8 protein-coding genes are annotated in these 12,308 nt (G+C 48.4%); 1 reads left to right on the top strand and 7 read right to left on the bottom strand.

Annotated elements, in window-relative coordinates; all coding sequences use genetic code 11:
- Positions 1–68: 68 nt before the first annotated feature.
- The 7 genes from Cabys_RS09895 to Cabys_RS20050 form a co-directional block, all read right to left on the bottom strand.
- Positions 69–1,409, bottom strand: coding sequence for an amidohydrolase family protein (locus Cabys_RS09895; protein ID WP_006930195.1), 1,341 nt, complete (start codon positions 1,407–1,409; stop codon positions 69–71).
- A gap of 27 nt (positions 1,410–1,436) precedes the next feature.
- On the bottom strand, positions 1,437–2,894 hold the full coding sequence (locus Cabys_RS09890; protein WP_006930193.1) for a dihydroorotase: 1,458 nt from the start codon (positions 2,892–2,894) through the stop codon (positions 1,437–1,439).
- Between the two features lie 1,341 nt (positions 2,895–4,235).
- The gene (locus Cabys_RS09885) at positions 4,236–5,708 is read right to left on the bottom strand and encodes a pyridoxal-phosphate dependent enzyme (protein WP_006930191.1); all 1,473 of its coding nucleotides are present in this window, start codon (positions 5,706–5,708) and stop codon (positions 4,236–4,238) included.
- Between the two features lie 60 nt (positions 5,709–5,768).
- Complete coding sequence (locus Cabys_RS09880) at positions 5,769–7,046, bottom strand: threonine synthase (protein ID WP_006930189.1); 1,278 nt, start codon at positions 7,044–7,046, stop codon at positions 5,769–5,771.
- A gap of 9 nt (positions 7,047–7,055) precedes the next feature.
- The gene (locus tag Cabys_RS09875; RefSeq protein WP_006930186.1) at positions 7,056–8,033 is read right to left on the bottom strand and encodes an ornithine carbamoyltransferase; all 978 of its coding nucleotides are present in this window, start codon (positions 8,031–8,033) and stop codon (positions 7,056–7,058) included.
- Between the two features lie 12 nt (positions 8,034–8,045).
- Positions 8,046–9,257, bottom strand: coding sequence for a YgeY family selenium metabolism-linked hydrolase (locus tag Cabys_RS09870; protein ID WP_006930185.1), 1,212 nt, complete (start codon positions 9,255–9,257; stop codon positions 8,046–8,048).
- Between the two features lie 466 nt (positions 9,258–9,723).
- Positions 9,724–10,125 (bottom strand): hypothetical protein, encoded by a 402-nt coding sequence (locus Cabys_RS20050; protein WP_071961276.1) that lies wholly within the window; start codon positions 10,123–10,125, stop codon positions 9,724–9,726.
- Between the two features lie 378 nt (positions 10,126–10,503).
- Here Cabys_RS20050 and Cabys_RS09860 point away from each other — a divergent pair, with 378 nt between their 5' ends.
- A complete protein-coding gene (locus Cabys_RS09860; RefSeq protein ID WP_006930184.1) occupies positions 10,504–12,297 on the top strand; it encodes a family 16 glycosylhydrolase in 1,794 nt (597 codons plus the stop codon).
- Positions 12,298–12,308 lie beyond the last annotated feature (11 nt).

Here is a 12,308-nt window from a genome sequence, read left to right as displayed (position 1 = left end):
AGCCAATCAAAAATGGTATTGTTCAACCATAGCTTAATTTAATCATTTTTAAGCTGACAGTAAAATTTTCAGACTGTCGTTTCCTTAAAACGCTCGTACAAACGATTGCCCTGCTGACGGATATGGGCAAAAATCTCGTCTGAATTTTGGCGTAAAATTTTGCGTCCTTCCGTCAATTGCCTGCCAGCCTGAAAAACGGCGTGCGGCGGACTTTCCAGCAAGCCGTAAAGAAAGTGCCCGAAAAAGTTATCCGCCGTCACCGGCGTTGGCGGATGGTAATCCCAGATGACAAAATCTGCCCGCTGGTCCGCCTGCAAACGCGTAAAATCGGGAAAATAGCGCCGCACAAACTGCAATTGATCTTTGTAAATCTTTTGAACGCGCTGAAAGGCCTGTTCAAATGAATTTCCCTGATGCCTGAACAGCAGAAACCATTGCTTAAAAGAGCGGCCCACATTGGCGTGCATGCCGTCCGTGCCCATTAGAACGGGAATTTCCTGCGGAACGCTACCATAATCGGGCAGCCCGACGGCGTTGTTCAAATTGGAGTCGGGATTGTAAGCCAGCGCCGCGCCAGATTCACGAATAATCCGGTAATCTTCCGCGGTTAGGTGCACGCCGTGAATGAGCAGCGAACGATCGTTAAGCAGGTTAAAACTCCTCAGGCGTTCGGCGATTAATTTATTGTATTTTTGGCGATTAAAATCAACATCCGCCCGATCTTCGGCCACGTGAACATGAATGCCCGCCTTTAGTTCGCTTAGATGTTCGGCAACCGTTTGCAACGTTTCATCAGAAAGCGTAAACAGGGCGTGCAGCCCGATCATGCCTTTAGCCTCTTCATTTGCCGCGTATTTAATAAAGTCCACGTTTTCCTCAATGGCTTCCTGCGTAGCTTTTGTACCGTTTCGATCAGAAATTTCAAACGCCATCACAGAGCGCAGACCGAAATCCTGAAGCGCGTCGGCAATGGTTTTTAAACTGCCTTTTGCTTCAAACGGCGACGCGTGGTGATCGAACAGGTAGGTCACGCCATTCTGCAGGCACTCAATGGCAGCCATTTGCGCGCTGGCCCGAACCATTTCCAGATCGAGCAGCCGATCCAGCTTCCACCAAAGGCTTTCCAGAATTTGAACGAAATTGTTCATTGGCCCGCTGATGGGCAGTCCTTTTGCCAGACGCGAATAGATGTGTTCGTGAAAATTGACCTGTGGAACGGTTAGCATCCTTCCGCCGGCATCCAGCGTCTTTCCGTCGTCCGGCGCGGTGGACGACGGCGCTGATAGCGGTTGAATACGCGTAATTTTTCCGTTGCGAATTTCCAGATCGCCGAAAACAGGCTGCACATTATCCTGCTCATCGAGCTGGCAGATCCAGGCATTTTTAACGATTATTTTAGCCGAGGCCATATTAACTCCAATTTTGTTTTACCACCTTTAGTTGCGGGGAACAAACTTGCCAATGGGCGTTGTTGTTTGATAGTTTTCATCCCGGTTCACGGCCAGGACGCCGCGTAAAAATGTTTTAATCACCTGCGCTTTAAATTCAACGCCTTCAAAGGGCGTGTACTTTCCCTTACTGTGCATTGCATCTGCTTTTACCGTCCAGCCGTGCCATAGATCGATCAGGGCGAAATCGGCGTCTTTTCCTCTGGCTAATGAGCCCTTGTTTTTAAATTTAAAGAAATGGGCCGCATTGGTGGAAAGCAGATTGACGCATTGTTCCAGGGTTAACCGTCCTTTCAAAAAGCCCTCGCTGAATAAAAAGGGAACGCGGTGCTCCACGCCGGGAATGCCGCCGTAAACCTGCCAGAAGTTTTCGGAAACCTTTTCCGTTTTAGGATCGCAACCGGCATGATCCGTGGTCACAAAAAGCAGCGAGCCGTCCGCCAGCCCCTGCCATAGCGCGTCGCGATCTTCCGCAAATTTTACGGGGGGAGCGGTTTTTAAATAATTTCTGATCTGCGGACGTTTAAAGTCCTGCTGCGTAAAATACAAATAGTGCGGGCAGGTTTCGGCGGTCATGGGCAGGTCGTTATTTCGGGCATTTTGAACGATTTCCAGCCCGCGTTTGGAGCTTAAATGAACGATGTGAACGGCGGCGCCAGTCTGGCGGACGATGGAGGCCATCAACGAAACCGCTCTGGCCTCGGCTTCGATGTCGCGAGCCGAGCAATAGGCCTGCCAGTCGTTTTGGCCTTGCGCCTGAAATTGACCGCGGCGCGTGACCACCAGCTCTTTGTCCTCGGCATGAACGGCCAGCGGAACGTTCAAATCTTTAATCCATTCCGCTGCCTGTTTCATTTGCCCGGCATTAAGATCGGTGAATTTTTCCATTCCCGAAATGAGATAGGCCTTAAAGCCCATCACGCCGGCTTCTACCAGTTCTTTCATGTTCTGTTTAAGGCGTTGACCATCGGAGAAGTCCGTTCCCGAAATGCCTCCCCAAAAAGCGTAATCGCAGTAGGCTCGATTTTGTAAGGCCTGTAATTTACGGCGCATGTTAGGGAGCGAGGTCACCGGCGGCAGAGAAGTGCAGGGCATATCGATAATGGTCGTAACGCCTCCCCACAATGCGGCCAGCGAGGCATGATCAAAATCTTCGCGAAACTCGAAGCCGGGCGTGTTAAAGTGAACGTGAGGATCGATGGCTCCCGGCATCAAAACGAGAAACTGGCCGTCTATTTCCGGAGCTTGCACCGCCTTCAGACGCGCCGAAACTTTTTGGATGAACGACGCCCGTTGCTCGGGCGCGGCTATCTCCGACCAGGCAACGGATTCAGGCAACCGCTTTTCTATGGAATGGATGGTTTCGTCGAAATGGATATCGACCAGTTGCAATTCGTTGTTTCCAATAGGAATGAACACGTTGCGAATGATGTTTACGTTTCGCATTTTAATTTTACCTCTTTTTGTTACCGGCCATGGCGGTGGAAATGATGCCCGCTCTGAACCGGGATTTGCTTGATTGGGGGATTACCATGATTCTTTTTCCGCCCTCAAAATTTTTACTTAAAATTGAGCGAAAACTTTCACCAGCGCAAAAAATCATGAAAATCCTGTAATCCCATTAATCAAGGTTCAAAGCTCTGAACCAGGATTTGCCTGATTGTGGGATTACCATGATTCTTTTTCCGCCCTCACAATTTTTCCCTAAAATTGAGCGAAAACTTTCACCGGCGTAAAAAATCATGAAAATCCTGTAATCCCATTAATCAAGGTTCAAAGCTCTGAACCAGGATTTGCCTGATTGGGGGATTACCATGATTCTTTTTCCGCCCTCAAAATTTTTACTTAAAATTGAGCTAAAACTTTCACCGGCGCAAAAAATCATGCAAATCCTGTAATCCCATTAATCAAGGTTCAAAATTCTGAACCAGGATTTGCTTGATTGGGGGATTACCATGATTCTTTTTCCGTCCTCACAATTTTCCCTAAAATTGAGCGAAAACTTTCACAGGCGTAAAAAATCATGCAAATCCTTTAATCCCATTAATCAAGGTTCAAAACTCTGAACCAGGATTTGCCTGATTGGGGGATTACCATGATTCTTTTTCCGCCCTCACAATTTTTCCTTAAAATCGAGCGAAAACTTTCACAGGCGCAAAAAATCATGCAAATCCTGTAATCCCATTAATCAAGGTTCAAAATTCTGAACCAGGATTTGCTTGATTGGGGGATTACCATGATTCTTTTTCCGTCCTCACAATTTTCCCTAAAATTGAGCGAAAACTTTCACTGGCGTAAAAAATCATGCAAATCCTGTAATCCCATTAATCAAGGTTCAAAACTCTGAACCAGGATTTGCCTGATTGGGGGAGATTACCATGATTCTTTTTCCGCCCCCACAATTTTTCCTTAAAATTGAGCGAAAACTTTCACCGCCGTAAAAAATCATGCAAATCCTTTAATCCCATTAATCAAGGTTCAAAACTCTGAACCAGGATTTGCCTGATTGGGAGATTACCATGATTCTTTTTCCGCCCCCACAATTTTTCCTTAAAATTGAGCAAAAACTTTCACCGGCGTAAAAAATCATGAAAATCCTGTAATCCCATTAATCAAGGTTCAAAACTCTGAACCAGGATTTGCTTGATTTGGGGATTACCATGATTCTTTTTCCGCCCTCACAATTTTTCCTTAAAATTGAGCAAAAACTTTCACCAGCGCAAAAAATCATGCAAATCCTGTAATCCCATTAATCAAGGTTCAAAATTCCCGTCATGTGTTATGCTCTCAAAAACCATTTCCGCCCATTACCTGTTCATTGAAACGGCGAATCATGGCATCCCATTTGGGAACAATGGAAAAGCGTTTTTGCCAGTAATCTTCATCGTACCATTGGGCGTTCAATTCTTCCACATCTTTGCCCTGCTGCTCGATCCAGGTAAAGTATTTCAGATTGTGGATGGTTTTTCGGGCGTAGTAATCCAGTTCTTTCAGATAGTCGATGGATTGTTTTAAGACGACGCTGTGCCAGTCAACAGCGGCCTGCAATTCGGAATAGGGCCCCCAGTTGCGATTCATCTCTTCCAGCCTGGAATGGTACATTTCAACCGAATCGGTAAAAATGGTAAAGATGACGTCATTTTCATTCATTTCGTAATATTTGGCCATTTTGATAGAAGCCAGCAGGTTGGCGCAGGACGAGATGCCCAGAAGAGGTAGTTTTTCAATGACTTCCTGCGAAACGCCCTGAGCGGCCAGCCATTCCTGTCCGGCGGGTTCGTTAAACAGGCGGAGCAGGCGCAGGGCGTCTTCATCGTCAATGGCCGCCACCAGATCCAGATTTTTAATATTATGAATCCAGGGCACGTGTTTATCGCCAATGCCTTCAATACGGTGACCGCCAAATCCGTTCATCAACAGGGTAGGGCACTGCAGGGCTTCTGCGCCTAAAACCTTAATCAGCGGAAATTGGGTTCGCAAATAGTCGCCAGCGGCAATGGTTCCGGCCGAACCGGTGGCGCTGACAAAGCCGCTCAATCGTTGTCTGCCGGACTTTTCTTTTTTAAAGATTTCCTGAATGGCGTAGCCGGTAATCTCATAATGCCAGACGGCGTTGCCAAACTGATCGAATTGATTGAGGATCAGATATTCATCGCTTTGTGCGGCCAGTTCATGACATTTATCGTAAATTTCCTTAACATTGCTTTCGCATCCGGGAGTGGCGTACACCTCGGCTCCTTTTTCGCGCAGCCAGTCAAAGCGTTCCTGGCTCATCTCCTCGGGCAGAATGGCCACGGAGTGCACGGAAAGCAGGGCAGAATTAAACACGCCGCCTCGACAGTAATTGCCGGTGGAAGGCCAGACGGCCTTGTGATATTCCGGATCAAAGCGGCCGGTCACCAGATAGGGCGCCAGACAGCCGTAGGTGGCCCCTACCTTGTGCGCGCCGGTGGGGAAGTGCTTGCCCACCATGCCGATGATGCGCGCCCGTACGCCGGTGATTTCCGGAGGGATTTCCAGATAATTGTAGTCGCCGATCTTTCCGCTTACCGGATCATTGCGCCAGTGAATGCGAAAAAGATTTAGAGGATGCAGCTCTTCCATATCAATGTGCGTCAATTCTTCCTGAATTTCGGCCGGAATGGTCTCCGGATGTTTTAATTGTTCAAATGTCGGTAAGATGATTTTATTTTCCCGGCAACGTTTAATGGTTCTCTTCAGATAATCTTCGTTTTGTACTTCCCAGTTCCAGTTATCCATTTCTTACTCCTGATTTTTATTTAATTTAAGCTTCAATCTTCAGGCGTTTTACCAGGGCGGTTATTGCACGTCGCCTGTTTCCTTTGTACCGTTGCTGAACCTTGCGGTTCCGAACTCGCCAATCCTTTTTAGCGCTTCCACGTCTTTGAGTCCGTTACCGGTCAACAGCAACAGGGGGCGTTCGCTACGATCTAATTTAGCTTCGGCTAATAATTTTAAGAAACCGGCAAAGGAAGCCGCGGCCGCCGGTTCCGCCAAAAGACCGTATTTTCGTGCCAGAATCATCTGGGCTTTAACGATTGCTTCATCACTCACGGCAATGGCCTGGCCCTGGCTTTCACGAACGGAGCGGGCGGCCAGGTACAAGTTGCGGGGCGCACCGGCGGAAATACTGTCGGCAAGGGTATTCGCTTTTTTAAAAACAAATTTGCCCTCCTGCATGTAACGCACCAGGGCATCGCTGCCGGAAGATTGCACGGCAATCAGACGCGGCAGGCGCTCAATCCAGCCCAGCGCTTTTAAATCCCGCAAGCCTTTAAACAGACCGGAGATGATCACCCCGTCGCCCACAGGCACAAAAATGACGTCCGGCAGTCGACCGTTGGTTTGAATAAAAAGATCGAAAGCCGCCGATTTTTTACCTTCAATGGTCAGGGGATTGTAAGCCGTATTACGATTATACCATTGATTTTGACGGCTGATCTCAATGGACTGGTCAAAGGCCAGATCATAATCGCCCTGCACCAGGTGGATGATTGCGCCGTAGGCCTTGATTTGCAACAGTTTAGCCTGCGGGATGGCCTGCGGCGCCCAGATTTGCGCCTTAAGTCCGCTTCTGGCGCAAATGCCGGCCAGCGAAGAACCGGCGTTGCCGGTGGATGCGGCGGCGATTTCTTTGACGCCCATCTGGATGGCCTTTAACACAACCAGAATGCTGGCCCGATCTTTAAAAGAAAACGTGGGATTGCGCGTTTCATCCAGAACGCTAAAGGCGCGTCCCTCCCATTCCAATTCCAGCAACTGATTGGAGGGCAGAGTTAAATTGTGCAGCAGACGCGGTTCAAGGCCTTTAAGCTGCAGGGTTGCGGGATCGTACTCAAGCGGCCAGAGCTGCGGGTACTGCCAGGGAACGCCCGGACGGAACGTCAAAAAACGCTGCATGGAAAGGACGCCCGCAATTTGTTTGTAATCGTAAATCACTTCCAGAACGCCCGTTAACGGAGCGTTTGGTTCAGCGCGGCCGCAGTGCGGACACAGGTAAACAAACTGCGTTTCAATATGGCGGGCGGCGTACTCCCGCCCGCACTGAGTGCATCGGTAAAAATATCGATTTTCCATGACTGCGCTTTACATGATTAGTGAAAGTAACGCTTTTTGTACATGCAGACGATTTTCGGCTTCCTGATAAACCACCGAATGCGGCCCGTCGATCACCTCTGGCGTTACTTCCTTGCCCCGATCGGCGGGCAGGGGATGCATGTACAGAGAATGCGGTTTGGTCAGCGCCATTCGTTTTGCGTCGGCAATCCAGTCGGGATACTTTTCGATTAGCTTTAAACCTTCTGCTTCGTCCTGAGTGTGAACCAGCGGCCCCCACGATTTGGGCACAACAATGTCTGCATCTTCAAAAGCATCTTCCATCTTATGGCTGATTTCAAACTTGACGCCGGCTTCTTCCGCATTTTTCCTGGCCTGATCGACGATGTGCGGCATCAGCTCGAATTCCGGCGGGTGCGCCAGGGTCACATCCAGCCCAAAGCGCGTCATCAATAAAATCAAACTCTGGGGCACCGAAAGTGGACGGACGTAATTGGGCGCGGAGGTCCAGCTAACGCCGATCTTAAGTCCGCGTGTGTTTTCGCCAAAATGTTCGGTAATGGTCAGGTAATCGGCCAGAATCTGCGCCGGATGGTAAACATCGCATTGCATGTTAACAATCGGCACTTTGCTGTGCTCACGCAATTCGTTCAAATAGCGGTTGCCCTCGCCGTATTTACAAAAGCGAACGGCAATACCCTGCAGATAGCCGGAAAGCACTTTGGCCGTATCTTTGGCGCCTTCGCCGTGGGAAATTTGCATGGTATTCGGCGCAAAAAAGATGCTGTGGCCGCCTAACTGCGTCATGGCTACTTCAAAAGAGGTGCGCGTGCGTGTGGACGGATCAAAAAAGATCATGCCCAGTGATTTGCCTTCTAAAATTTTGTGGAATTTACCGGCCGCGTATTCAACCTTTAATTGCCTGGCCAGGGTAAACAACGTTTTTAATTCCTGAACGCTCCAATCCTGAGTGGTGATGAAATGCTTTCCTTTTAATCTGGTTTCCATGGATTTCTCCTTCTATTTTTTATTGATTGTTTCTGCAAGAACAAAGGGAAAAACGGCGTAAAATTCAGCGGCTTTTGCCAGATCGTCCAGCGAAAGTTCTTCGCGGTCGGAATGTGAAAGCTCTTCCCGGCCGGGCGCAAAGCCAAAAGTGGGGATATTTAATCTTCCGGCGGTGGCCACGCCATTGGTGGAAAAACTCCACACGCCCGTGCTAACTTCCCGACCAAATACCTTCTGTGCCGCGCTCCGGGCCGCTTTGAGCAGTGGATGATCTTCTTTCAAAAGCCAGGTGGGGAAGTAGGCTTCCTGTTCAAATTCCGTTCCTTTCCAGCTTTTTCCCCTGTAATGGGGAATTCGAATTTCGGCCTGAATGTTGAGCTTTTGAGCGATTTCTCGCAATTGATCGAGCGCTGTCTCTTTATCCTCATGTAACGTCAGACGGCGGTCAATGTGAATGCGACAAAAATCCGGAACCGAACAAAGAGACGGCCCTTTGCTGGAAATTTCGCTTACCGTTATGGAGCCTTTACCCAATGGTTCTACCGGCTCCAGCTGTTTATCTAATTGTTCGATCTGATCGACGATTTTACTCATTTTGTAAATGGCGTTAATGCCGTGCTGGTTGTGTGCGCCATGCGCCGATTTACCGAAGGTGGACACTTCGATTTCCATGCGTCCGCGCTGCCCACGATAAATTTTAAGGTCGGTGGGCTCGCCCAACAGCACATAATCCGGACGGATGCCATCTTTTTCTATCAAATGCAGCAGGGGATAGCCGTCGCAATCTTCTTCCATCACCGATCCCACCACGTACAGGGTAAAGGGCAGCGCTTTGCCTTTGTACTGTTCTTTAATCGCTTTGCCGGCGATCAGATAGCCGGCCATGGCCGGTTTTTCATCCACCGTACCGCGACCGTAAATTTTGCCGTCGATGATTTTACCTTCGAACGGCGGATAGTTCCAGTTTTCTGAATCGGTTACCTGCACCGTGTCGATGTGCGCATCGAACATGATTTTAACTGGCCCGTCGCCAATTCGCCCCACGATGCTGCCCAGGCTATCCACCAATACTTCGTCAAATCCATAAGCCTGCATGGTTTGCTGGATGAATTCGACGATCTCTTTTTCTTCTCCGCTGTAACTGCGAATCTGGATCAATCGTTGTAAAAGCTTTTCCAGTTCAGCCCGATCGTTCCGTACGCTTTGTTTCAATGCTTCAGTCATGATTCCTCCGTAAAGAATTCCTTATCGCCAATTTTACTTTCCATAATTTGAAAGCAATGGAACGATAATTTACAAAAAAAAAATGTCCATCGGAATGGTTATTTTCTTAAAAAGAGAAAAATTCGTAAAAATGTGGTAAAAATGGGCTTCCCGGAGTGGATTCCGGCGCTCTTTTGCATCGGTTTTTAGCTGCCGCCTGGCTGAGTTTAAAATACATTCTGTAAAGGTATGGCATTTTTAAGGTAAAAAGGTTTTGAGAAGGCGTGACGCGTGATAAAGGTTAGGAGTTTAGGAGTTTAGGGGTAATTTTTGAACCTTGATTAACAGGATTGAAGGATTTACATGATTTTTTACGCCAATAAGAATTTATTCTTCATTTTAAAGAGAAATTTGGGAGAGTAGAAAAGAAAATCCTTTTAATCCCAAAATCAAGCCAATCATGGTTCAAAGTGTTTGCACCGGCCTGTCATTTCACGTCTCCAGCCCCGGCGGGAGACGTGGAATCTTTTTCTTTCTTTACCGCTCCCTGAGCGTAGTAGATGGAAGGGCCTTTACAATCAACGGTTGCTTCGACTACGCTCAGCAACCGATTTTCGGCTACGCTCAGCAACCGTATTCCCGCTCCCTGAGCGGAGCCGAAGGGAGCGAAGTCGAAGGCTTGCCCTGAGTGAAGTCGAGGGGGAGCGCATTCGATGGAAGGTACTTCACAATCAACGGTTGCTTCGGCTACGCTCAGCAACCGTATTCCCGCTCCCTGAGCGCAGTCGAAGGGAGCGAAGTCGAAGGCTTGCCCTGAGTGAAGTCGAGGGGGAGCGCATTCGATGGAAGGTACTTCACAATCAACGGTTGCTTCGGCTACGCTCAGCAACCGTATTCCCGCTCCCTGAGCGCAGTCGAAGGGAGCGGAGTCGAAGGCTTGCCCTGAGCGGAGCCGAAGGCTTGCCCTGAGCGGAGTCGAAGGGGAGCGCATTCGATGGAAGGTACTTCACAATCAACGGTTGCTTCGACTACGCTCAGCAACCGTATTCCCGCTCCCTGAGCGTAGTCGAAGGGAGCGAAGTCGAAGGGAGTGTTTAATTATCAGAACAATAACCGGCGTTATCAATTCAATAATAATCACCTCATAGTTAGCCGTGAAAAGGGAGCGTTTTTTTAATGAAATTAATGTGTTTTGATGTTAAAAAAACTATTAATTTAACTGGCATGGTAATTGAATAATGATAAAATAAAAAAGGTAGAACCGTTTATGAAACGCTTAATTCTTGTTATTCTGGCGCCGTTAATCCTTTGGGCGCAAAAGCCTTACCGCGGTGCAGAATATCGGACTTTAGAAACATTTACCTACGGCCGCTTTGAGGTGCGCATGAAATCGGCGCCGGTGAGCGGCATGCTCAGTTCATTTTTTACCTATCATGAAATTAACTCCATCGACGAATGGAACGAGATCGATATTGAAATTTTAGGACGCTACAACGATCAGATTCAGTTTAATACCATCACCGCCGGCGTAACCAATCATGTTTATTATCAGGATGTGCCATTCAATCCCCATCAGGATTTTCACCTTTACGCCATAGAATGGACGCCGAACTACGTGGCCTGGTACGTGGATAGCGTAGAAGTTTTCCGACAGACGGGCGATCACATTTCCACTCTGTTTCGCGCGCAGAAACTAATGATGAACATCTGGCCGCCGGCGTCCGAATCGTGGGCCGGCACGTTAAATGAAAATCAGCTTCCTGCCTACGCCTATTACGACCTGGTGCGTGTGTACCGCTATACGCCTGGAGAAAATCAGGATTTCACTTTATTGTGGCAGGATGATTTTAACGCTTTTAATACGTCGCGCTGGCAAAAAGCCACGCATAGCTGGGACGGCAACAACAGTCAATTTATTGAAGAAAATGCCGTATTGAAAGACGGCTACCTCATCCTTTGTTTAACCATGCCGACCAGCACTGGCTACCAGGGCGGAGCCATTCACGATGAAGATGTAACGGCGCCCTATATTGCCCGCGCCTGGTTTCTGGACGACCGTATTGTTTTGAATTTTTCCGAATCTATTAAGCGACAGGCTGCCGAAACGGCCAGCAATTACATTATTCCCGGACTAACCGTCAAAAATGCCCGGTTACTAAACGACGAGCGCACCGTAGTTTTAGAGGTTTCGGAAAGGGATCCGCAGGTCATTTATCATGTAATTGCCACCAATATTAGCGATCGATCAGCGGCGGCTAACCGGATTAAAGTTGAATCGATTGCCATAAAAAACGGCGTGACGCTGCCGCTGGTTATCAATCTGGGCAGTGAGCAGGGGAGCGCAACCTACCAGGCAGATTACGTTTTTAATGTGGACAGGCCTTATGGTCATGAAGGCGGCAGCAAAGTGATCCACCCTTTGTCCGCCAATTTTCGAGGCGCGCAAAACGACACTCTTTACCGCTCAGAATTGAGAGGGCTGAATTTTTATCGTGTGCGTTTGCCTGACGGATCATACAGGCTTACCTTCTTTTTTGCCGAAAGCGAATTTAATGCCGCCGGCCAGCGTCGCTTTGATGTGTTCGCCGAAGATCAGAAGATCATTGAGGGCCTCGACATTTACGAAAGAGTGGGCAGTTTTGCCGCCTATGTGGTAACGATCGATAATGTGGAAGTGAAAGATCAACAATTAGATCTGTATTTTAAGCCGCTTGCCGGAAAGGCCACCTGCAGCGCTCTGAAAATAGAAAAATCAGCTTCCGATTTGCACGAGAAAACGAATGAGCCGCGCATTCCGCGCCAATCGGCTTTAAGAGTTTTTCCCAATCCTGCCAATCCGCGCCTGCAGCTGGAATTTGAATTGCCCCGCAGCGGAGAAACCGAACTGAGCTTTTACGATGTGAGCGGAAAAAGAGTGCTGGTTCTAAAGCGCGGAACATTGAACGGAGGCATCTATCGTTCCAGCCTGGATGTTTCCGGATGGGGAAGCGGACTTTATGTTTGCGTTTTAAAACAGGAACAACGCATGGTCGCCCGACAAAAGTTTATTGTGCTTAAATAAATGAAGCGGAA

This window comes from Caldithrix abyssi DSM 13497 (assembly GCF_001886815.1).
Taxonomy (GTDB): Bacteria; Calditrichota; Calditrichia; order Calditrichales; family Calditrichaceae; genus Caldithrix; species Caldithrix abyssi.
The sequence above is the reverse complement of the archived record's forward strand: the minus strand, read 5'-3'. Positions and strand labels throughout refer to the sequence as shown.

What these genes read in the sequence shown, in the direction of transcription:
- Cabys_RS09895 (WP_006930195.1), bottom strand. Translation starts at nt 1,409, where the DNA reads ATGGCCTCGGCTAAAATAATCGTTAAAAATGCCTGGATCTGCCAGCTC.
- Cabys_RS09890 (WP_006930193.1), bottom strand. Translation starts at nt 2,894, where the DNA reads ATGCGAAACGTAAACATCATTCGCAACGTGTTCATTCCTATTGGAAAC.
- Cabys_RS09885 (WP_006930191.1), bottom strand. Translation starts at nt 5,708, where the DNA reads ATGGATAACTGGAACTGGGAAGTACAAAACGAAGATTATCTGAAGAGA.
- Cabys_RS09880 (WP_006930189.1), bottom strand. Translation starts at nt 7,046, where the DNA reads ATGGAAAATCGATATTTTTACCGATGCACTCAGTGCGGGCGGGAGTAC.
- Cabys_RS09875 (WP_006930186.1), bottom strand. Translation starts at nt 8,033, where the DNA reads ATGGAAACCAGATTAAAAGGAAAGCATTTCATCACCACTCAGGATTGG.
- Cabys_RS09870 (WP_006930185.1), bottom strand. Translation starts at nt 9,257, where the DNA reads ATGACTGAAGCATTGAAACAAAGCGTACGGAACGATCGGGCTGAACTG.
- Cabys_RS09860 (WP_006930184.1), top strand. Translation starts at nt 10,504, where the DNA reads ATGAAACGCTTAATTCTTGTTATTCTGGCGCCGTTAATCCTTTGGGCG.